This window comes from Candidatus Arsenophonus phytopathogenicus (assembly GCF_056113345.1).
Genome location: NZ_JBUIOB010000017.1, coordinates 1,517,645 through 1,540,280 on the forward strand (window position 1 = coordinate 1,517,645; position 22,636 = coordinate 1,540,280).

Annotated in this window: 23 protein-coding genes and 1 pseudogene; 23 read left to right on the forward strand and 1 reads right to left on the reverse strand. The window is 43.2% G+C overall.

What is annotated here, in order from left to right; genetic code table 11:
• Nucleotide 1 precedes the first annotated feature (1 nt).
• The 12 genes from AC01GB_RS11535 (at nucleotide 2) to AC01GB_RS11590 (ending at nucleotide 9,220) form a co-directional block, all read left to right on the forward strand.
• Nucleotides 2–1,489: a terminase gene (locus AC01GB_RS11535; protein WP_474451908.1), complete on the forward strand. Its 1,488-nt coding sequence runs from the start codon at nucleotides 2–4 to the stop codon at nucleotides 1,487–1,489.
• Nucleotides 1,489–2,859 carry a DUF4055 domain-containing protein gene (locus tag AC01GB_RS11540; RefSeq protein ID WP_474451909.1) on the forward strand — a complete coding sequence of 457 codons (1,371 nt, stop codon included), beginning with the start codon at nucleotides 1,489–1,491 and terminating at the stop codon, nucleotides 2,857–2,859. The genes AC01GB_RS11535 and AC01GB_RS11540 overlap by 1 nt, the downstream gene beginning before the upstream one ends.
• Complete coding sequence (locus AC01GB_RS11545) at nucleotides 2,856–3,980, forward strand: phage minor head protein (RefSeq protein ID WP_474451910.1); 1,125 nt, start codon at nucleotides 2,856–2,858, stop codon at nucleotides 3,978–3,980. Before AC01GB_RS11540 ends, AC01GB_RS11545 begins: the two co-directional genes overlap by 4 nt.
• A gap of 115 nt (nucleotides 3,981–4,095) precedes the next feature.
• Nucleotides 4,096–4,866, forward strand: a complete 771-nt coding sequence (locus AC01GB_RS11550) for a hypothetical protein (protein ID WP_474451911.1) — start codon at nucleotides 4,096–4,098, stop codon at nucleotides 4,864–4,866.
• A gap of 12 nt (nucleotides 4,867–4,878) precedes the next feature.
• Nucleotides 4,879–6,096, forward strand: coding sequence for a major capsid protein (locus tag AC01GB_RS11555; protein ID WP_474451912.1), 1,218 nt, complete (start codon nucleotides 4,879–4,881; stop codon nucleotides 6,094–6,096).
• Nucleotides 6,097–6,145: 49 nt separating this feature from the next.
• Entirely contained in the window at nucleotides 6,146–6,634 is a 489-nt protein-coding gene (locus tag AC01GB_RS11560; RefSeq protein ID WP_474451913.1) for a DnaT-like ssDNA-binding protein, read from the forward strand.
• Nucleotides 6,634–6,984 carry a hypothetical protein gene (locus AC01GB_RS11565; RefSeq protein WP_474451914.1) on the forward strand — a complete coding sequence of 117 codons (351 nt, stop codon included), beginning with the start codon at nucleotides 6,634–6,636 and terminating at the stop codon, nucleotides 6,982–6,984. The genes AC01GB_RS11560 and AC01GB_RS11565 overlap by 1 nt, the downstream gene beginning before the upstream one ends.
• 1 nt (nucleotide 6,985) lies before the next feature.
• A complete protein-coding gene (locus tag AC01GB_RS11570; protein WP_474451915.1) occupies nucleotides 6,986–7,471 on the forward strand; it encodes a hypothetical protein in 486 nt (161 codons plus the stop codon).
• Complete coding sequence (locus AC01GB_RS11575) at nucleotides 7,468–7,869, forward strand: phage tail terminator-like protein (RefSeq protein WP_474451916.1); 402 nt, start codon at nucleotides 7,468–7,470, stop codon at nucleotides 7,867–7,869. The genes AC01GB_RS11570 and AC01GB_RS11575 overlap by 4 nt, the downstream gene beginning before the upstream one ends.
• A gap of 49 nt (nucleotides 7,870–7,918) precedes the next feature.
• A complete protein-coding gene (locus tag AC01GB_RS11580; RefSeq protein WP_474451917.1) occupies nucleotides 7,919–8,572 on the forward strand; it encodes a phage tail tube protein in 654 nt (217 codons plus the stop codon).
• Nucleotides 8,573–8,615: 43 nt separating this feature from the next.
• Complete coding sequence (locus tag AC01GB_RS11585; RefSeq protein ID WP_474451918.1) at nucleotides 8,616–8,921, forward strand: phage tail assembly chaperone; 306 nt, start codon at nucleotides 8,616–8,618, stop codon at nucleotides 8,919–8,921.
• Between the two features lie 26 nt (nucleotides 8,922–8,947).
• Nucleotides 8,948–9,220, forward strand: coding sequence for a DUF1799 domain-containing protein (locus AC01GB_RS11590; RefSeq protein ID WP_474451919.1), 273 nt, complete (start codon nucleotides 8,948–8,950; stop codon nucleotides 9,218–9,220).
• A 42-nt stretch (nucleotides 9,221–9,262) separates the two neighbouring features.
• On the opposite strand, the gene AC01GB_RS11595 is transcribed toward AC01GB_RS11590, so the two are convergent.
• A complete protein-coding gene (locus AC01GB_RS11595) occupies nucleotides 9,263–9,508 on the reverse strand; it encodes an Arc family DNA-binding protein (protein WP_474451920.1) in 246 nt (81 codons plus the stop codon).
• A 101-nt stretch (nucleotides 9,509–9,609) separates the two neighbouring features.
• On the opposite strand from AC01GB_RS11595, the gene AC01GB_RS11600 reads away from it, so the two are divergent.
• The 11 genes and pseudogenes from AC01GB_RS11600 (at nucleotide 9,610) to AC01GB_RS11650 (ending at nucleotide 22,589) form a co-directional block, all read left to right on the forward strand.
• On the forward strand, nucleotides 9,610–9,774 hold the full coding sequence (locus tag AC01GB_RS11600) for an Arc family DNA-binding protein (RefSeq protein ID WP_474451921.1): 165 nt from the start codon (nucleotides 9,610–9,612) through the stop codon (nucleotides 9,772–9,774).
• Nucleotides 9,775–9,845: 71 nt separating this feature from the next.
• Nucleotides 9,846–10,673, forward strand: coding sequence for a phage antirepressor N-terminal domain-containing protein (locus AC01GB_RS11605; RefSeq protein ID WP_474451922.1), 828 nt, complete (start codon nucleotides 9,846–9,848; stop codon nucleotides 10,671–10,673).
• Nucleotides 10,674–10,735: 62 nt separating this feature from the next.
• Complete coding sequence (locus tag AC01GB_RS11610; protein WP_474451923.1) at nucleotides 10,736–13,636, forward strand: phage tail tape measure protein; 2,901 nt, start codon at nucleotides 10,736–10,738, stop codon at nucleotides 13,634–13,636.
• 15 nt (nucleotides 13,637–13,651) lie between these two features.
• Nucleotides 13,652–14,407, forward strand: a complete 756-nt coding sequence (locus tag AC01GB_RS11615; RefSeq protein WP_474451924.1) for an Ail/Lom family outer membrane beta-barrel protein — start codon at nucleotides 13,652–13,654, stop codon at nucleotides 14,405–14,407.
• A 180-nt stretch (nucleotides 14,408–14,587) separates the two neighbouring features.
• Nucleotides 14,588–14,929, forward strand: coding sequence for a phage tail protein (locus AC01GB_RS11620; protein ID WP_474451925.1), 342 nt, complete (start codon nucleotides 14,588–14,590; stop codon nucleotides 14,927–14,929).
• Entirely contained in the window at nucleotides 14,926–15,669 is a 744-nt protein-coding gene (locus AC01GB_RS11625; RefSeq protein ID WP_474451926.1) for a phage minor tail protein L, read from the forward strand. Before AC01GB_RS11620 ends, AC01GB_RS11625 begins: the two co-directional genes overlap by 4 nt.
• Nucleotides 15,666–16,379 (forward strand): C40 family peptidase, encoded by a 714-nt coding sequence (locus tag AC01GB_RS11630; protein WP_474451927.1) that lies wholly within the window; start codon nucleotides 15,666–15,668, stop codon nucleotides 16,377–16,379. The genes AC01GB_RS11625 and AC01GB_RS11630 overlap by 4 nt, the downstream gene beginning before the upstream one ends.
• Entirely contained in the window at nucleotides 16,376–16,984 is a 609-nt protein-coding gene (locus tag AC01GB_RS11635) for a tail assembly protein (protein ID WP_474451928.1), read from the forward strand. Before AC01GB_RS11630 ends, AC01GB_RS11635 begins: the two co-directional genes overlap by 4 nt.
• A 51-nt stretch (nucleotides 16,985–17,035) precedes the next feature.
• Nucleotides 17,036–20,238: pseudogene (locus AC01GB_RS11640) on the forward strand (TipJ family phage tail tip protein).
• Nucleotides 20,238–21,269 (forward strand): DUF6453 family protein, encoded by a 1,032-nt coding sequence (locus tag AC01GB_RS11645; RefSeq protein WP_474451929.1) that lies wholly within the window; start codon nucleotides 20,238–20,240, stop codon nucleotides 21,267–21,269. Before AC01GB_RS11640 ends, AC01GB_RS11645 begins: the two are co-directional and overlap by 1 nt.
• A 9-nt stretch (nucleotides 21,270–21,278) precedes the next feature.
• Nucleotides 21,279–22,589: a phage tail fiber protein gene (locus AC01GB_RS11650; RefSeq protein WP_474451930.1), complete on the forward strand. Its 1,311-nt coding sequence runs from the start codon at nucleotides 21,279–21,281 to the stop codon at nucleotides 22,587–22,589.
• Nucleotides 22,590–22,636 lie beyond the last annotated feature (47 nt).

Genomic DNA, 22,636 nt, shown 5'->3' on the forward strand with positions numbered 1-22,636 from the left:
TATGAAGCCAAAACATTTAGCATTATTGCGCAATAAGTTTTGGCGGTTAAATCATCTCTACTGGATAACAGACAAAAGGGGTAAAACCATTCGCTTCAACATGACGCTCGAGCAATTAGCCTATTTTGAAGGGATGCACACCCGAAACATTATTCTTAAAGCGCGTCAACTGGGTTTTACCACTGAAGTGTGTATCATTCAGTTAGATGCGGCGTTATTTGAGTCTGCCAGGTGTGCGTTAATTGCCCATACTTTAGTTGATGCCAAGCGACTATTCAGAGAAAAAATCAAGTACGCTTACGATAAACTTCCGTTTGAAATCAAAGCAGCTAATTCCGCCAGTAATGATTCTGCAGGGGAATTAGTTTTTAAGAAAGGCGGCTCACTTTACATTAGTACGTCATTTCGTGGTGGCACATTACGTTATTTGCATATCTCTGAATTTGGGAAAATATGTGCAAAATATCCTGATAAGGCAAGAGAAATTGTCACAGGTGCGTTTGAGGCTGTCTCCAGTGAGTGTTTTACGACAATAGAAAGCACAGCGGAGGGACGAGCAGGGTATTTTTATGATTACTGTCAATCTGCTGAGAAAGCGCAAATTCAGGCAAAACTGCTTTCGCCATTAGACTGGAAGTTCTTTTTTTTCCCCTGGTGGAAAAATGCTGAATACTCAATGACGCCTGTTTCGTTATTACCTCAACGGTTAATCGATTATTTCGATGAATTGGCAGGAAAGCACGGTATTAAGTTAACCAACAGACAGAAAGCGTGGTATTACGCCAAAGAAAAAACGCTCGGCGATGATATCAAACGGGAATATCCATCACTGCCATCTGAAGCCTTCCAGCAATCAGTAGAGGGCGCTTATTATGCTAAACAGTTTCGCTATCTCTATCAAAACAGGCGTATTGGTCAACTGCCTGATAACCGCCATTTGCCCGTTCACACTTTCTGGGATATCGGCGTGGGGGATTCAACCTCAATCTGGTTTGTTCGTGAGGTGGGTAAGGAATTTCATGTTATCGATCACTACGCAAATAGTGGTGAAGGGTTACGACATTATATGCAAGTGTTAAAAGATAAACGTTACAGTTACGCCAGTCATAATGCCCCCCATGATATCGATAATCGTGAATTTGGCTCTGATGCGAAATCCCGGCGTGAAATCGCCAGAGAAGGCTATGAAATTGATGGGCAGAAATACACGATACGATTTAATGTTGTACCAAAATTATCGATTGATGAAGGGATTGAGGCGGTACGTGAAATATTACCCAATTGTGTCTTTGATGAACATCAATGTGCCGAAGGTATCGCAAATCTGGAGGCTTATCGCAAAGAATGGAATGACAGGCTCGGCTGCTGGAAAGACAAGCCACTGCATGATTTTACTTCTCATGATGCCGATGCCTTCAGGTATTTTGCGGTCAGCCGAAAAAATAAACAGCGTCCCGCCTTTGAGATTAATTTAGGAACCACATTCTAATGAGTATGACTAATGTTGATTTTACCCGTCCTGAATATAATTTATTTACGTTGCAATGGGGATTGGTTCGGACAGTGTGTCGAGGGGGTGAGGATATCAAATCCTACTTGCCAACATTAGAAGAGTCTGATGGAAAACGCAAAAAAAAGCGCAATAAAGATTATCAGGAACGGGCAGTTTTCTACCCGATAACGGGTAATACCCGTAATGGGATGATAGGCATGGCGTTTAAAAAAGATCCTCTAGTGGAAATTAATGACAGGCTGGCTTATCTTAAGGAAGATGCTGATGGAGCGGGTTCAAGTCTTTATCAGTTAGCCCAATCGTCATTGGAATCCATATTGGAAGTGGGGCGACATGGCTTGTATGTCGATTATAATGATGACGCAAACCAGGTCTATTTTTTTCAATACAAAGCTGAAGACATTATTAACTGGCGAACCCAACGCATTAATGGCCGTAATCGCTTAACGTTGGTGGTATTACGTGAAACAGTAGAAGAAGAAGCGGGTTTTGGATTTAAGGATGTCATCCAATACCGGGTTCTTGCTATCGAAGAAGGGAAATTTATCTGTCGCGTTTATCGAAAACCCGCCGGCAGCAGCGTTTACCAAATAGATGTTGAATATATTCCAAAGCGTAAAATTGGCGGTGTGTGGAATGAAATTCCGTTCACCTTTCTCGGCGCGCAAAATAATGATCACACGATTGATGAAGCGCCGTTACTTGGACTAGCCAAAATCAATCTGGGTCATTATCGAAATTCCGCGGATTATGAAGACTCGGTTTTTTTCTGTGGTCAGGTGCAACCCTATATTAGCGGCGTGAAAGATGAATGGCGTGACTGGTTAGAGAAAAAGGGCATATTAGTCGGCTCCCGCTCACCCATTCTGTTACCTGAGCAAGGTTCCTGTGGCTACATTCAGGCACAGCCTAACATGCTGGCGAAAGAAGCGATGGACAGCAAGCGTGATTATATGGTGGCGTTGGGGGCGCAACTGGTATCTGCTGATAGCAAAGTCAAAACGGTTATTCAGTCGGTGGGTGAAATCAATGCCCAAACTTCTGTTTTAAGTATCTGTTGCTCGAATGTGTCAGAAGCCTTGACTAAAGGGTTAAAGTGGTGCGCGGAATACCTGGGATTGAAGCCTGATGACTGTTCATTCGAAATTAACCGTGATTTGGTCAATCATATTGCCGATAGCACGATGATAAGAGAGATAGTGGCCGCCTGGCAATCTGGCGCCATCCGTCAGTCTGACCTGGTTCGCAGCTTGCAAAAATTTGATATTATCAACCCGTCTGATGAGGTTGATGAGGTGGTGGATGTGCTTAATAATCAACAACCCATTATGACAGGTGAAAGGTGAGAACGGTGAATGCGCGGTTGATGGATGAATTCATTGCCCATTCGCTATTCACGTCGCGATACGCTACAGGGGTTGCAAGAAAGATGGTCAACGCCCTCAATGCCTATGATCCAGAGCTAAGTGCAGCATTAATTGTTTCATTGGATGATGTCAATATCGATGCGGACAGTTTTACCGTCAGGCGATTAGAATCGTTGCTAGCAAGTGTTAAGGCTATCAATAAGAAGGCGGTAGCCAGCACGTTTTCACTGTTAAGTGACGAAATGAAAACGCTTTCCGAATATGAGGTGGATTATTATCCGGCTTTATTTAACTGTCTTATGCCTAAAGCGGTTCTTCGCCGATATCCACTCATGAATCTCACGGCAGATATGCTTTATTCAGCGGTGATGTCGCGCCCATTTCAGGGAAAACTGTTATCTGAGTGGGCTGAGGGTCTGGAAAAAGACCGCATGACGCGCATTAATAATACTGTTCGCAATGGCTATTTACATGGTGATAGTGCTGTGCAAATTGGTCGTCAAATACGGGGTCATGTCAAGCAAGGCTATAAAGATGGCGCGCTACAAATTACTCGGGCAAATGCAACCAGTATTGCCAAAACGGCGATTAATCACCTGCAAGCCACTGCCCGAAATCAGTTTGCCGAAGCGAATAAAAATATACTTGAGGGCAAGCAATGGTTGTCCACATTGGATAATAAAACCTCGCCCGCTTGTATTATTCGGGATCGATTGAAATATACCCTCGAAGGCAAGCCAATAGGCCATAGAGTGCCCTATTTGCAAGGGCCAGGAAAAATTCACTGGAATTGTCGTTCAACTGAAACATGGATAACCAAGTCGTGGCGACAATTGGGAATTGATGTTGATGAAATTGACGAAGGCACACGGGCCTCGATGGATGGACAGATACCTGTCGGTACAACCTTTCTTGAATGGATACAACGACAACCTGAGTGGCGACAAAAGCAGGTATTTGGCGAAGTACGCTATCGGTTAATGAAAGAGGGGGGCATGAATTCATCAGAATTTTATACCGATAAAGGTGAGTTTATTTCTTTGGCACAATTAAGAAAGATAGATGAACAGGCATTTAAAGAAGCTGGAGTAGGAATTTAACCAGTATGTATAGCAATCAAGGTCACTTCGGTGGCCTTTTTTGTTCGCTAAATTCGGCTTAGGGCTGAGTTAATGTAACGCGCAAGGCGCATAGACAAAATCCCAAGGGGACATCATGAGCATTTTAAACATCGATCGCAACTATCATTCATCAGCAGAAGACCCAAATGGTGGTGGCGGGGCTAGCGGCGCAGCGATCACACCGGAAGTTCAAGCCATTATTGATAAGCAGATTAATGAGCAGGTAACAGGACTAAAGGCAAAAAATAGTGAATTACTCGGTAAGCTTAAAGAGCAAACCGATAATTTAAAGCGTTTTGAAGGCATTGATCCTGAGCAGGTGAAAGGTATTTTGCAACGTTTTAAAAATGATGAGGAAGCGAAACTCATCGCCGCAGGCAAGATCGACGAGGTTATCAATAAGCGCACGGAACGATTGCGCCATGATGTAGACAAAAAGTTTCAGTCTGAAAAGCGACGGGCGGACAAGGCAGAAGAATTTGCCAATAAATTCCGTAATCGGGTTTTAGCCGATGAAATTCGTGCCGCTGCGGGTCAATCCGGCGCGTTAGCCAGCGCTCAGGAAGATTTAATTTTACGTGCCAAGGGCATATTTAAAATCAATGACGAAGGTCAGGCCGTCGCGGTTGATGAAGAAAACAATCCGATTATGGGTAAAGATGGTCGTACACCGCTGACACCTGCTGAATGGATTGATTCACTAAAAGAAAGTGCACCGCATTTATTTCCTTCTGCATCGGGTACCGGTGCGGGGAATAGTAAGTCAGGGGGCACACATTTTAAACGTTCTCAGATGTCTTCAGCTGATAAGGCCGCATATATCCGGCGTTTCGGTCGTGAAGCTTATCTGGGATTACCCAAGTAAGGAATTGATATAATGGCAACGACGGTTAATAGTGATTTAATTATTTATAACGATTTGGCTCAAACTGCATTTTTAGAGCGCAGACAAGATAATCTTGAGGTGTTTAATCAGGCATCTAATGGCGCAATTGTACTAGATAATGTTTTTATTGAAGGCGATTTGCGTAAACGGGCATTTTATCAGATAAGCGGTTCGATTGAACATCGTGACGTGAATTCTACGGATAAAGTTACCGGTAAAAAAATTGGTGCGGGAGAATCCGTTGACGTTAAAGCCCCTTGGAAATATGGCCCCTATGAAATCACCGAAGAGTCTTTTAAACGACGTGGCCGGGATGTATCGGAGTTTTCTGAGCTTGTGGGTACGGATGCTGCGGATGCTTCGCTTGAAGGCTATATCAAGTATTCCCTGGCAGCACTGGGGGCTGCGATTGGCGCTAATACGGATATGATGGTGACTGCTAATATTGCTACCGATGGCAAGAAGACCCTCACTAAGGGGTTGCGCAAATACGGGGATAAATTCAACCGTGTCAATCTGTTTGTGATGCACTCAACCACCTATTTTGACATTGTTGATCAGGCGATTGACAACAAGGTGTACGAAGAAGCGGGTGTAGTGATCTACGGAGGTCAGCCTGGGACATTAGGGAAACCGGTATTAGTGACCGATACCGCGCCCGTTGATGCAATATTTGGTCTAGTCCCAGGGGCTATCACTATCACGGAATCACAGGAACCTCATTTTCGCTCTTATGAAATCAACGATCAGGAAAATTTAGGCGTTGGCTATCGGGGTGAAGGCGTGGTGAATGTGGGCGTGCTCGGTTACAGCTGGGATGAATCAAAAGGGACTAATCCTGATCTGACAAAATTGGGCACAGCTGGCAACTGGAAAAAACATTTCACCAGTAACAAATTAACGGCAGGCGTAATGATAAAATTGCAGCATGAAGCGAGTTTAGGGTTATCGGTGGATAAAACCACTGCGACAGCCAATAACAGTGATGCCGTGACTATTTCGCTTGATTATAAAAAAGATAATCAAGCTGTTCAGGGTAGCAATGTTGCGTGGTCAAGCACCGGCGGAAAACTGAGTAAAGCGGCGACTAAAACCGATGCAAAGGGTAAATCCAGCGTCAAATTGACCGCCAGTACAGCAGGACAGTTCACCGTCACTGCGACAGTGGATGGTGAGACGCGAACCAGTGAAAGTATCACTTTTTCCTAAAGAAAAATGGGTTTAAGGGGACTTTTGTCCCTTTTCTTACGAGGTGAATATGATTGATTCGGATAAAAATTCGCCAACATTTAATAGTTATGCCAGCGTTGAGGATTTAAAACGCTATGCCCGTGAAAGAGGGATTGATATACCAACTGATGACTCACATATTGAGTCGATGCTGGTGACTGCGATGGACTATCTAGCGGCACAGCCATGGTTAGGAAAACGAACCCGTTTAACCCAACCGCTATCTTTCCCACGAAACGGATTGTTTTATGATGGTGTTCCTGTTGCTAATGATGTGATACCCGGGCAATTGATTATGGCGCAATGTCGGTTGGCGATTGAGTCAGAAAACGAGGATTTGCAGCCAACGTTAGGGGGCGAGGTGACCACAGAACGTATTGAGGGGGCTATCACGGTACAATATGCCTCGGGGACAAATTCTGGTTCACCCAAGTTTCCCTGGTTAAATGGTTCACTCAATGGCTTGTTAGATACACGTTCTGGATTTGCCATCAACACCTTTTCGGTGAGGGGATAATGAATATTTATGCTCGAATGGGTAAAAGGACTGATCGCTTGATAAAAAAGTACGGCATGGACTATGTCTTAAAAAGAAAAGGCAAATTTTATGTTGATAAAAAGGGGCAGGACATTATCGAACCCGATGTGGCATTAACGGCGGTCGGGGTAAAGACCCATTTTGCCATTAATGAAGTGGACGGCACCCTCATCTTAACAAGTGATATTAAATTTATTGCAGATGCAAAAAGTGATGTTCAAAAAGGGGATATCCTTATCATCGATAACAGAAATTATCGAGTGATCGCTGTAAAAGAGATAAAGCCCCAACGTCAGACTATTTGTTTCATTGCACAGTTGAGAGCTTGATATGACAAATAATTTCACAGTAGCGATTAATGCGTTTGTTAGTAAAGCAGAAGAGAAAATGGAAGCGGTTACCAGGGTGACATTCATAAAGATACTCGCAAGGTTGGTCATGATGTCGCCTGTCGGTAATCCTTCTCTCTGGCAAGTGAATGCTAAAATAGCCGAAAAAGGGAAAGGAAAAGAAAGGAAGCCAGCAGGGTATACCGGGGGAAGATTTCGTGGCAACTGGCAAGTGACGTTTGATGAAGCACCAATGAAAGAAACTGGACGAATAGATAAAAGTGGCGAAGTAACACAAGCTGAGGGCAATCTTGTTATCGGTCAGTTTAAAGTGGGGATGAAATCAGTCTGTTTTTCCAATGTGGTTCCTTATGCCTATCGGCTTGAGATGGGGCATTCAAAACAGGCACCGAATGGGTTGGTACGGATTACGGCACAGGAATTTCAGCAGTTTTTTCATCAGGCAATCGCTGAGCGTAAAGGATGAACCCGTTAACCATTAATGCCGCCATACGGGCACATATTGCTCAATTTGCTGAGTCTGATAATATCAGGGTAGTCTGGCCAAATTGTGAATTCGATGACATCAATGAACCTTATCTACAATTGCACATCATGCCAGCGACAACGAAAAATTTAAGTTTATCGCTCGATATGCCTGTATTCAGCGGTGTCATTCAGATAAATGTGGTTGGCAAAGCAGGAACGGGCGATACAGCCGTCATGAATATTGCTAACCGTTTAATAAACTATCTAACAAATGGCTTTTCGATGACCAATAGCCTTTTTTTAAGCGGTGAGCCAGGTTTATTTCCAGCAATCAGTGATCAGGTTAATTATATCCTCCCCGTCAGCGTTCCTTATCGTTGTCACTCTACAATTTAACATTACCGCCAGGTGGTGGTTTTTTATTAGTCAATAACGAGGTTTTATCATGGCATATAATATTCCTAATGGTTCGCGTGTTTATGTTGCCAATAAATATGCGGATGAGATAACAATTACGGCGGCTACCAATGCGGCAGAGGCGGTATTAACTGTTAACGTGATTGGCAGTATTAAAGCGGGCGATATTGTGCAAATTGCTTCCGGCTGGAAGAAAATGTCGGGCGTCTTTCGTGTGAAAGCGGCGGCTAACACCAGTATTACCCTGGAGTCAATTGATACCACGGATAAAACCGTTTTTCCTGAGGGTAGCGCTAAAGGAAGCTTGAAGAAAGTGGAAGAATGGGAGGCGATGCCGCAAGTCATGACCTTGTCGACGGAAGGGGGTGAGCAACAAACACAGGAAATCCAGTTTCTTGAAGATGAGCAGGCAGAGACGGTTGATACTTTTAAAAATGGTATCACCCAGGTTTATACCTTTGCCCATGATGCAAAATCACCCATCCGAAAATTGCTAATGAAACTGGATGAGAGCAAGCAAATCACCGCGATTCGGTTTTTCAATAAACGCGCAGGTGAAGACCGTTATTATACGGCTACAGTCTCATTCCAGCGGGTGCCTAATACGGCCATCAATGAGGTTGAAAACGTGGTTGCCCGTTTTTCGCTTAAATCCGATATGCAAATTTATCTTAACGCGTAATGATTGCCCCTTGACTGGGGTTTTGTTTTTTTAAGGAAAAAGAATGGCCAAATTTACCCTAGTACCCAAGCCAACGTTTAAAGCCAATGTCCGCATTCCGGTGGCAGGCAAAAAAGAGCCAGAGGTGGTCACCTTCACCTTTAATCACAAAGCCATGAGTGAACTGGAAACCATGCGTGAACTGCCCATTGAGGAATTCTATCGACAAATTATTGCTGACTGGGCGATTGAAGAGCCTTATCACGCTGAAAATTTAAAATTGCTATTTGACAACTATCCCTCAGCCGCCAGCGCCATTAGTACAACGTATTATAGCGAACTATTAGGCCAACGCGAAAAAAACTCGTAGCGGTCGCTGAGGCCATGTATGGCGGCATGACTGAGACCGACATCCGCAATTTTAAAGCCGCCTTTGGTTTTACCCCTGAGGCCTGTGAAGTGGAAGTCTGGCCTGATGTCTGGGCGGCGTATCTTACTTTTAATGCCATGCGTACTCAGTGGCGAATGGGTATGAATGGGCCAACGGGGCTGGATTATACGGTGTTATCCCACGTCATTGATTTTCTCGGTATCAATAGTGACAAGACGACCCTGTTTAATGATATCCGGGTGATGGAAGCGAAAGCCTTAGCGCTCATGCACCAATAAACCTGATTACCAATACCCATAAGTTATTAATCGTTATGCTAGTTATTTTTTATCATTATATAATTTAGTTAAAGTTTCTTCTAAGGCTTCTTTTATTTTATCTGCTTCTGTTTGAGCTATAGATTCAATCGTTTTACTTGTAGAGGTTTCATTTACCGCTGACTGTAATATCATAACTATCTCAGAGTTTAAGGAACGCCCATTTTGGGCAGCTCTTACTGTTAGCTTTTCTTTAAGATCGTCTGGCATTCTTACACCAAATGGAGTAATGCTTCTCATTCCTTTCATAGTTCCACCTATATTGTGAATTAATTGCACAGTGTAGCCAATAAAAAATTGACTTCATATTATCACCGTGTCACTATAATGATTACTTAGTGTATGGAGTAATGACTATGAAAACGAGAGATATTGCGCCGCTAGGCGTGAGGATGCAGTCAGAAATAAAAGAGGCATTAAAGAAAGCAGCAAAAGAACAAGGAAGATCGCTAAACTCAGAAATAGTCCAAAGACTAAAAGAGAGCTTGAAGGAAGAAGGGGTTGTAATTGCTTAAATGGTCGAAGCCCCAACTATTAGTAGTAGTCAGGGCTTCAGGTTTAGTCCGAAACTTTAGAGAAACGAACTATGAATACTATATCAACAATTAACGTACCTTTCCACGGTAACAATTTATATGTAGTGAATTATAACGGCGAACCGTATGTTCCAATGAAACCTATTGTTGATGGCATGGGAATGGATTGGGCATCCCAGTTTACTAAGCTAAAACAAAAGTTTAGTTCAACTATTGCGGAAATCACAATGGTTGCTGAGGATAGCAAAGAGCGCAATATGACTTGCCTAGCTCTCCGTAAACTTGCTGGATGGTTAGCAACCATCAGTCCAAACAAAGTTAAGCCAGAAATCCGTGACAAAGTTATTCAGTATCAAGAAGAGTGCGATGATGTTCTCTATGAATATTGGACTACGGGTGAGGTTAAAGCTAAACCACGTAAACAAGTTAAGCAAATTGCTGGATGTATTACAGCAGAACAGCAAGAAGCCATAAAGCAATTGGTACTGACGCGTGGTAAAAGTGTCCCACATGAACATCAGGGCAAAGCGACCATCACACTCTGGTCAGCACTGAAAAGCCATTTTGGTTGTAGCTACAAAGAAATTGCCGAAGAAAAATTCACTGAAGCCTTATCGCTTGATGCTCGCGTACCGATTGAGGGTGAGTTTATCGGCAAAGCCCCTTTGCAAAATAATTTACCCGCTATTTGTGGAAGGATTATTCTCGACTATGAAAATGGCAGTGTAACACGGACAGAAGTCGTCCCTTCTAATTATTTTATCGGGGATATTGAGACATTGATGGAATATCTAGAAAGACGTGGGGTCGTGGTGCTTGCTGATGAAGCGGAACGCCGGAATTTTGTCAAAGAGAATCTCATGCGGTTGATTAACTGATAAAACCATAAATCACTGACTACGCCAGCCCTGTGCTGGCTTTTTGTTGCAAGGAATCCGGTATGACTGATATCGCCACGATTTCATTAAAAGTAAACACGGCGGATTTGGAAAGAGGTGAACAGAAATTAAAGTCATTTCAGGGCACAGCAGAAAAAGTTGAAAAGGCTTCTGCAAATCTGGAGGGTGGATTAAAAAAAGTCAGCTTAGCCTCATTAAGAAATGCCGAAACCATTAAGACGCAAAAAAATGAACTTAATGACCTGTTAAATCGAATTAATCCCACCAATAAAGCGTTTGATGAACTGGATAAAATTAGCCGTAAGCTCGCCGCTTCACATCAAAAAGGTTTACTTCCCCTTGACCAGTTTGTTGATTACAACACGATACTGGAGGAATCAAGAGATAAGCTAAGCAAGATGAATCTGGCGCTGACCGCAGAAGGTAGAGCGTTACTTGCCCAAGAAGAAGCCTCAAAACGAGCAAAGTTGGCCGCGGATAATTTTTTAAATGCATTAAAACAGCAATCAGACACCATTGGCAAGACGCGAACCGAAATTCTTGAACTGAAGGCGGCACAAATGGGGGTTTCACAACAGGCAGCCCCCATGATTGCCAAACTGAAAGCACAAGAAAAAGCGTTCATGAATGGAGCGGTAACGATGGGGCAATATCGCCATGCGATGCGAATGTTACCGATGCAAATGACCGATGTAGTGACCTCCTTAGCCTCCGGCATGCCTGCCTGGATGGTATTAGTGCAACAGGGCGGCCAGCTTAAAGACTCGTTTGGGGGTGTCGGTAATGCGCTAAAAGCGGTGGGTTCAATTTTAACGCCGGTCCGATTGCTGATGGGCGGATTGGCCGTATCTACGGTTGCTGCGGCTATTGCTGCCTATAAAGGTGCCAGTGAATTTGATGAGTTTAATAAACAGCTTGCGCTTACAGGTGGTTATGCGGGAAAAACGGCAGGGCAGTTACAGGATTTAGCCAAAAAATTATCAGGCAGGGGCATTACTCAACATGCCATGGCAGATTCTTTAGCAAGAGTTGTTGGCAGTGGGACATTTAAAGGGAAAGAACTTGAAATAGTCGCCGAAGCTTCAGCAAAAATGAAACAGTCGGTTGGCAAAGATGTTGACGAAACCATAAAGGAATTTGAAAAACTAAAGAAAGATCCGCTTGGTGCCCTTGAAGCCCTTGATGACAAAATGCATTTTTTGACCGCTGCACAATATGAATATATCAATTCTCTTATCAGGCGAGGAGAGAAAGAGAAGGCGGCGACGGAAGCCATAAGGCTTTACGGTAACGCTTCCGATGCGGCCGCCAAAACGGTTGTAGAAAATCTGGGTTACATGGAAAAAGCCGCAAATGCGGTTGTCAATTCGTTTACTACGATTTTTGACCGCTTAATGGATATTGGCAGGGAAGACACGCTCGAAGAATCCTTACAAAAGGCGCAGAAAGTTAAAGAGATATTGGCAAATGACAATACTCCATGGGCCGGCTGGTCGAAGAAGAGAGCAGACGATGAAATAGCCGGATTGATCGCGGTTAAAAATATAACTGAACTTCTTAATCATGTGAATAATGAACGCATGAAACAGGAAGAAAAGCGCATTGAAAATATAAAAACGCGGACAAAATATGAAAAAGAGTATGCAACAGAAGCGGAAAAAGTCGAAGCGCAAATAAAAAGAATCAATAAAGACTATGCTAAAGGAGCAATATCAGCGGCTAAAAGAGATAGATATATTGCGGCTGAACATGAAAAACTGAATAAATCTAAAACACTTGATTATAAAGTGGATGATGGCACCCGAGTCAGTGAGTCAAATAATGAAGCTTTGTTAGCCCTGCAAACGAAACTTAAGGTACTTAGAGAACACCGGGATGTTACCGCTGTAATCAGTGCTGAAAGACGTAAACTCTGGGAGATGGAAGCTAAATTTACAATTATTGAGGGTATTGGGTCAAAACGTCAGCTGACGAACAGTGAGCAGGCACTGATGGTGCAAAAAGAGACGATATTATCGTCGCAGCGTGAGTTAGCGCTTATGGGTGATAAAGTCGAAGTGCAAAAACGCTTGAATGATGAACGGGATAAACAACAAAAACGGGTTGCTGAAATTGAAGCCAGAACTCAGGCGATGATGAAAAATGCCGGATTGTCGGACAGAAAATATCAACAAAAAATCGCACTGGAAAAAGCGGAAACACCCGAACAGAAAGAAGCGTTAAAAAAATACTTCAATGAAGAGGCATCGTTAAGGGAAAACTGGCAAAAAGGTATCAGAAAAGGCTTTTCTGAATTTCAGGAACAGGCTGCTAATGCTTACGCCAATGTGGCAAATATCACCCAGTCTGCTTTTGACGGAATGAGCCACTCGCTGTCTGATTTTCTGCTAACAGGTAAAGCCAACTTCGCTGACTTTACAAAATCGGTGCTTGAAATGATGGTGAAGATGATGACGCAAATGGCGATGCTTCAGGCAATGAAAGCGGCTTTTGGTGGGCAAACAGGCGGAATTGGCGGGGCTGTGGCCAGTATTTTGGGTTTCTCCTCAGGCGGGTATGTGGGCAGTGGGGGTAAATATGACCCGAAAGGTATCGTTCATGGTGGGGAGTTTGTCTTTACTAAAGACGCTACCCAGCGGCTAGGTATTGCTAACCTGTATCGCCTGATGGAGGGAAGTAAGCGAAGTTATGCGTCTGGTGGATATGTGGGCGCATCTTCAACACCCATGTATGGCATGCAACCTGTGGCAAGCGGTGTTAATGTCAATTTAGGTGGCATTCATGTTGATGGTCAACCGCAGCAATCGCGCCCTTCCAATGTCGATATGCGCGCAGCCGAACAATCCTTAACCCAGAAAATCAAATCTGTTTTATTGGCAGAGAGTCGAGATGGGGGTGATTTGCATAAAATCATCAAGGCAGTCAATGGACGTGGTTATTAATCAACGAGCGGATTTTTGGTAGAAAAAAATTTCACGTTTGTTATGCTTGGCATCTGTTTAATATTAGCCAAACGTAAAATCAAAGGAAAACCAATGAAAAAGACGTTACTGTTCTTAATCCCGACACTTTTTTCTGGCGCTGTAATCGCAAAGGGACGTGATATAACGCTTTCTTTTGGTTATGTAAATACACATTTTAGTGGAGTTAAAGATAATATTAATTTAATGCGTGATGATGTAAGAAAAGCAGGAGATGCTATAAAAAACAGCTTCGGAGTGCCAGCAGTCATTTCTTTAGATGATTATTCTAATTTAGGTGGTTTTTTTATGCGCTACCGAGACGAAATTACTGACGACTGGGGGGTTATTGTTTCAATCGCTTATGCCGCAAGAGATTATGATGGAACTGCACAGGCAAATAAAAATAATGGAAAAGATAGCATTACAACGCTAGGTACTGCTAAGGGCAGTTCCGTTTCTTTTATGGTCGGGCCAACCTATCGATTTAATGAATATGTTAGTCTTTACGGATTGATCGGAGGTGCTTATAAAAAAGCGTCTTACAGATTGAGGTCACAGGAATTCAAAAACAATTCATTAGTTAGTAGTTCAGAAACTGACCAATCAGATAATAAAACTGAGTTAGCCTATGGCGTTGGTATGCAAGTAAATGTCTACGAGGGAGTTACCCTTGATGCTGGCTATGAACGTTCAGGCAGTGGTGATTGGAAAACGGACGCATTCATTGTTGGTGTAGGATATAAGTTTTAAGCTGTAGCTAAGCTGACAGTGACAGTTACCTAACACGCCGTAAAGCCCCGTCGTTCAGGGCGAGGAGGATGTCAAGCTCCCTAAGTAGCTTTATTGTTTGCATTCATTTTAAGTAATAAATTAATCATCATATGATTTACAGGCCACTTTTCAGGTGGCCTTTTTTATGGAGTCAAGCCAATGGATGAATTTAGATGGCGAACCCAGATTCAAGACAGCCCAACGGGCGAGTTCAGGCATCGAATCAAAGAAGTGGAATTTGGGGATGGCTACAAACAGGTATCGGCCGATGGCATTCATCCCGAAACGCAATCCTGGCCATTTACCTATTTAGGCAAAAAAGCCGAAGTGATGCCTGTCTTTGATTTTATTCGCCAACACACTATAAAGTCTTTTATCTGGATGCCCCCGTTTGGTATTAAGGGAGTGTACCGGGTAAAAGCCGATTCAATCCGCATGACTCCGGTTGCGCGTGATGTCATGAAAATATCGGCCACGTTTGAGGAGGCTTTCTCGGCATGATAATCCATTCAGATGTACAAAAATTAGAACCCGGTGAAAAAGTCCAGTTAGTGGACGTTGACGGCAGTGCCTTTGGTGGTCCGGTTTTACGTTTTCATGCTTACAGTCTTCGTTACACCCCCGAAGAAATTGAAAAGGCAGAAGATAAATTAAAGCCGAAGCCTGTCTGGTGGCAAGGTAACGAATATGGCGCATGGCCTTATGAGATTTCAGGGCTGTCAAAAAGCGGTGAGGGCAGTCCAGCCAGACCGATATTAAAGGTGGGGAATATGGATAGTCTGATATCGTCACTCTGTTTACAGTTTGATGATATGGTTCAGGCGAAAGTAACCATTTATGAGACCTTTTCGCACTATCTGGATAGCAAAAATTTCCCTGATGGTAATCCCACCGCAAATCCGGATGAATGCTTTAAGCAGGTATTTTATGTTGACCGAAAAAGTCATGAGGAAGCGGGGGGAATTATTCAGTTTGAACTGGCTTGCCCGTTTGATTTACAAGGCGTTATGTTGCCAGTGCGTCAAATTCATCATCTCTGTTACTGGTGCATGCGGGGTTGGTATCGTTCAGGTAATGGATGTGCCTATAATGGTAAACGCTACTTTGATGAGAAAGGCAATCCGGTGGATGACCCCGCCTTGGATGTTTGTGGTGGGCTGATGAGCGATTGTAAAAAGCGATTTGGGGAAAATGCCCCATTAGATTTTGGCGGATTCCCTGCGGCTGGTTTGATACGATGATAACAAAAAGTCTTACTGAAGCAATATTCAGCCACGTTAAAAAGGCATTTCCGCAAGAAGCCTGTGGGGTCATTTGCCAAAAGAGTCGTGTGAAACGCTATTTTCCTTGTCGTAATCTTGCTGCAAATCCGACTGAACATTTCGCATTATCACCGGAAGATTATGCCAATGCGGAAGACTGGGGACTGCCTGTTGCTATCGTCCATTCTCATTGTGGCGACGGCGTGACAACACACCCAAGTGAAATAGATAATCTGCAATGCGATGTCAGTGAATTACCGTGGATAATTGTGTCGTGGCCCGAGGGGGATTTGCGTATTATTCAACCAAGGGGTGAGCGTGAATTAACGGGAAGAGCGTTTGTTTTGGGTTACGCTGATTGCTGGACCCTGATTGTTGATTATTTTCGGCAAGAACACGGTATCATATTGCATAATTATAGTGTCACTTATCCATGGTGGGAACAGGGTGAAAACCGTTATATGGAGAATTTCACCAAAGAAGGTTTCGTTGAAATTGATGATATGCCCAAAGTGGGTGATGTGGTTATTATACAGGTTCAGGCTGATGTCGCTAATCATGCAGGTGTTTTGCTGGATAACGGCATGCTGCTGCATCATTTGTACGGGCAATTAAGCCGTGTCACGCCCTACAGTGATTACTGGCGTGACCGAACCGTCAAGATTGTCAGAAGGAAAGAATGGGCATGAGTGAGCTAAAAACGGTTAGGCTATATGGAAAACTGGGCGCAAAATTTGGACGCGTCCATCAATTGGCGATTAGCTCCCCAAGAGAAGCCGTTAAAGCATTATGTGTGCTTTACTCAGGCTTTGAGCGTTATTTGGCTGATGCGCATTTGAAGGGAATTGAGTTTGCGGTCTTCAAGGGGAAAAGGAATATTGGCGAAGATGAATTTCACCTGAACACAAAAGAGGATATTCGAATAGCGCCGATAATTAAGGGCAGCAAACCAGGTGGCTTCTTTCAGACGATGTTAGGGGTGGCCATGATAGGGGCAGCAATGATGTTAGGGCCAGCAGGATGGGCAGCATTTGGTGCAGGTGGGTTTATGGGGGGCGCTTTAGCGTTAGGCGGTGCATCAATGGCACTAGGCGGTATAGCGCAAATGTTGTCACCGCAACCGCCTGGCGCTACCGTTCGTCAGGACGCCGATAATAAACCGTCTTATGCGTTTGGTGGTGCGGTGAATACGACTGCCCAGGGTAATCCAGTGCCGTTGCTATATACGCTTGATAGAAAAGAGATAGGTGGGGCCATCATATCCGCAGGGATTTACACCGAAGACCAAAGATAGCATTAATGATGGACATTGAGTCGCTGAGGCGACTTTTTTTATGGGTGAAATATGACAAACCTTATTTTTGGGGCGAAAGGCGGTGAAGATGGCGGGCATAAACCGGTAGAGTCACCCGATAGTTTGTTATCGGAATCAACCGCAAAATTACTCTTTGCTATTTCTGAAGGAGAAATTGCCGGTGGGTTAGATGCTACCCGTATTTTTCTGGATGGTACGCCTATTGGTAATGCTGATGGCAGTAAAAACCTTGAGGGCGTGACATGGGAGTTTCGTCCGGGCAGTGAGCAACAGGAATACATTAAAGGCATTCCTTCAGTTGACAATGAAATTAGCATTAGCAGGGAGTTAAAAGATGAACAGCCGTATATCAGGTCGGTAAATAATATCCAGCTATCAGCTATTCGGTTACGTTTCTCTGTACCACAACTTCTTGAACAACATGATAATGGCGATACCTCCGGTTACCGCATCGATTATGCCATTGACCTGTCAGCGGATGGGAGTGGCTACAAAGAAGTGTTGCGTGCTGCCTTTGATGGAAAAACAACCAGCGAATATCAGCGTACACACCGTGTTGATTTGCCTGCTGTCAAAACAGGCTGGCAATTGCGTGTTCGTCGTCTCACCCCTAACAAAAATACGGCGCGAATTGCCGATAAAGTGGTTGTTGCAGCCCTAACTGAGGTGATTGATGCAAAATTAAGATATCCTAATACCGCTTTATTGTTTATCACCTTTGATGCCCGGCAATTTAATAATCGCATCCCCAAAGTCAGCCTGCGCCCCAAAGGTGGTTTGTTGGTAAAAGTACCCTCAAACTATGACCCTGTAAACCGAACTTATTCGAACGTCTGGAATGGAACCTTCAAGCTGGCCGCAACGAACAATCCCGCCTGGATTTTTTATGACCTGGTTTTGAATAATCGGTATGGCTGTGGAGAGCGGATTACTAGCACACAAATCGATAAATGGGATTTATACCAGATAGCCCAGTATTGCGATGAAAACGTTCCTGACGGTCAAGGTGGTTCAGGTAAAGAACCTCGTTTTTTATGTGATATTTATATTCAGTCTCAGGAATCGGCTTATCAGCTATTGCGTGATATTGTGGGCATTTTTAGAGGCATGACTTTTTGGGCGGATAATTCTGTCAAAGCGGTGGCTGATATGCCCTCGGATGTCTTTCGGATTTTCACACAAGCGAACATCGTCGATGGGAAGTTGACATATTCAGGAGGTAGCCAGCAAAACCGTTATACACAGGTACTGGTTTCTTATTCGGATGCCGATAATCACAGTCATGATGCCATTGAGGCGGTCTCTGATAGCAAATTGCAGCGTCGTTATGGTGTGCGTAAAACGGATATTTCGGCGATTGGTTGCACTCGGCAATCAGAAGCAAACCGACGTGGACGCTGGATATTATTAACGAATGCTTATGACAGGACGATTACCTTTTCAACAGGGCTTGAAGTGCTATTCCAACGCCTGGACAGATTATCGGCGTGGCGGATGTAAATCTTGCAGGGCGAATTATTGGTGGCAGGGTTTCATCTGTTGATGAGAGAAAAATTACGCTCGACAGGAAAGCGGATATTAAATCGGGAGACAGACTTATCATTAATTTGCCGGAGGGGAAATCAGAAGCAAGAACAGTCCAGGCGGTTAACGACAAGATTATCACTGTAACAGCCCGTTATTCTCAACCCATTGAAAAAAATGCGGTTTGGACAGTAGATGCCAATAACTTGGCGATTCAGCTTTATCGCGTAATTAGCATTCAGGACAATGCTGATAATACATATACCATCACAGGGACTTTCCACAATCAAGATAAATATGAGCATATTGATTCGGGAGCCAGGATTGATAAAAGACCGATTACTGTCATCCCACCGGGTGTTCAATCACCCCCGAAAAACGTACATATCTCTGCTTATACCCAAATCAATCAAGGGATTGCCGTCACAACGTTAAGAGCTGACTGGGATGCCACAGACAATGCGATTGCCTATGAGGCACAATGGCGAAGAGGAAATAATAACTGGGTGAGTCTACCTCGAACGTCAACATCGAGTTTTGAAGTTCAAGGGATATATGCCGGACGTTATCAGGTGAGAGTCAGAGCCATAAACTCATCTGATATCTCATCGATCTGGGCGAATGCGCCTGAGACAGTGTTGAAAGGGAAAGAAGGTGAACCGCCCATACCTATTAATTTCCGAGCGTCCACGTTAGTCTTTGGTATTAAGCTGAATTGGGGGTTTAGTGAAAACACGGAAGACACGTTAAAAACAGAGATTCAATATAGTCAAACCAATGATGGTGAAGGGCTTATGCTACTGGCTGATATTCCTTATCCGTCAAAGACTCATGAAATGTCAGGGTTGGCCGCAGGGGTGGTTTTTTATTTTCGTGCAAGACTGGTTGATAAATCGGGTAATCAGTCACCGTGGACAGAGTTTGTGCGGGGGGAATCAGAATTTGATGCCAGTAGTATCATTGATGAAATTGATAAAAAAATTAACGATACGGAAGCGATTAAGCAGTTAAAAAAAGGAATAGACAGCAGCACAGAAGCAATACTGGAAAACGCGAAGGGGCTTAACGGCAATACACAGTATTTCATGCGCCAAAACGGCAAGATGAAAGCCGAAATTGTCAGGGTTGACAATTATGTGGTAACCGAGACCAACGCCTTGGTCGAATCTATCCATCAGGTCAGGGCGACAGCAGATAAATCGTGGGCTGCTGCTCAAAACGCGTTACAAGCCAAATATGACATGAAAAAAGGCGAAGCTTCTGCAACCTGGACATCGTTAGTCAAGATTCATTACGACGGTGTGGATTATGACGCTGGCATGGTGATTGGTGCTGAACTTAAAAACGGTAAAGTCAGTACACAGATTGGCTTTAGCGCGCAGACTTTCATTGTCTACAATCCGGCTAATGGCAAGATGGAGCCGATGTTTGTTATCAAAAACGGTCAGGTATTTTTGCGCACAATATTTATTGACCAAGGAACGATTGAAGAATTATTAATCGGCTCTGTTATTCAGTCAAAAAATTATCAGGCCGAGAATGCCGGTTTCAAGATAGATGGTGAAACAGGTATCGCAGAATTCAATCGCTTAGTAATTAATAAAGACTTTAAAATCATGGGAGATGCCTCAAAAATTGTGTTAGATAACACAGGTCTTGCCGTTTATCCCACTTCTGGTGGCGTAATAAAGCTCGGCAGGAGGCCATAATGTCAGATTACGGTTTGTTTGTTGATTTAAATGATAGCTTTAAACCTGTTGAAATAACGGATAAAAGTCAAATACTGACAAAGCTTTTAAGTACAACAAATCATGATTTAGGAGAAAGAAATCACAGCTTTACAATACCCGAAGCAGAAAAATATAATTTGATAATCGTTCCTAAAGTTATATCCAGACTATATCAAATATCAAGAAGTTATGCAGTGCGTCAACTGAGACTTGAAAATATACGAGTTGAAGGAAATCAATTAAAGTGTAACTGGGATCGTTGGGGTATCTACTGGTTTTGGGGTGGCCGAGGAGGAGGGGTTTCAGACCGAGGAACATTTTTGTACGGTGAACAGTACGAAAATGTGTATAAAATAGATGTTTATGGCTATCCAAAACAAGCAACTAGCGGTGACTATGGATTATTTATTGGTGGTTTAGGTAATGCAGTAGAAATAACTCAGCAATCAAAGTTAGGGTATTGTGTTTTTAGAAAGAAAATATCGATAAGTGCTAATGGCACTTATCAAATCCCTAACACTGTTCCAAGTATTGGTAAAAGTCTAGTTTTTATCAGGCCGACAAATCAAAATGCAGTTGTTTCCATCTCTAGAGACAATAAAAATATTTATAGCACCGCACAAACCGATGTTTACGTACTGGTATTTACGACTGATTTTACACTAGTACCAGCAGATTACGGTCTTAATATTTACAATCAAAAAGGAACAGTGAGTTACTCCTCTCATTATTTACCTTTTCTGGTTGGTGCTAATATCACCCTGACTCAACAGGGTGTAACAGCCCCCTTTGACAGGCCCATGTTACAAGCAAATGAATGCGCAGAAATGATAGATCGCGTTTATCAAAACTGGACATATTGCAAAGCGGGGGGTTATCGTTTCCAAGGCAATACAATAACTATTCAGCAGGGAAGAAACCTTGAATGGGTATTTGTAGATACTTCGGCAATTGATTATATCAGCTACAGCACCCCATCATACGTTATTGACTTCGACCTTTATTTCTAGAGAAAAATCATGATATACAACACAGGCACAATAACCGTCGTGTCAGGCTCTGCTATTGTCAAAGGCTCAGGCACAAAATGGAATAGCAATAATCCGTTAGTATCCCCCGGCATGTTGATGCTGATTAAAAACGGTGATGTGAATTATCCTTACATGATTAAAGCGGTTAACAGTAATACGGAATTAGTTCTTGCAGAAGAAGCAACATTTTCAGCAACAGATACCACTTATACCATTAATCTCACTGAGCCAAATAATAATTCTGACGCTGCAAGAGCACTGGTTGCAGCTAACACTTACATCCTCTACTTTCTGCAAAACATGGATACCTGGATGGGGGAAAACGGTGTTGTTGAACTCACTTTACCGAGTGGCAAAGCGGTTAAACTTGAATCGATTAAGGCATTGCAGGAATTAGTAAAAGGTAAAGCCGATGCAAGTGATATCGATGAAATCAAGGAAGCCGTAAAAGGTAAAGCCGATGCAAGTGATATCGATGAAATCAAGGAAGCCGTAAAAGGTAAAGCCGATGCAAGTAGTGTTGAAGCGATAAGTAAAACTGTTGCCGACAAACTGGATAAAACTGATGTTGTACAATCGCCAGGTAGTGCTACTGACAAAATGCTGAGCCAAAAAGCCTGTGACGACAACTATGCTAAGAAAAATTCACAGGAAGTACTCAGAACCGGCAATATCGTTATCAAAAGTGGCAACGATTACTCCGGCCTGATGGTAGAAAGAAAAGATGGTGTTGTGTGCGCGCTTCAAACTTCTCCTAATAGTGCGTTTTTTGCCTATGGAGATAGTGGGATAATCGATATTCCATACAACACAAGCGGCATAATGATGGTAACAGGCGAATATATTGTTGACGGCAATGGCTTTGTCAAAAAAGCATCACCCATTATCAAAATTTACGCTAATGGAAATTTTGAAACGAATGAGGAGTCAGAAGGTGCAAAAGTGCAGCGGTTAGGAACCGGAAAATATTTGATTTCGGAGATATTAGGTTATAACGCTGACGGTGCATGGGGTGTGAATGGTGGAGTCTCAATACCTAAAGATATTAACGGATTAGAGCTTGTCTATGTCAAAGACAAAATTCTCTCTGATGGCAAAATTGAGATACAAACATTTCACCGACAACACGCTCATTTACCGGAAGATTTCCAAAACTGGCGAGCTAAAGAAAATATTGATGGTAAAGCTTATTACGTTGATGGTGAACAGTGCGATATTCCACCATCGACATGGCTAGATATTCGTGTAGAAATGCCGGCTAATTCGATATGGCATCAGCGGCAAGCACAAAACGAATAGCCCAATAGCCCCTATCACAGGGGCATCATATTAGCAACGTTGGAGGA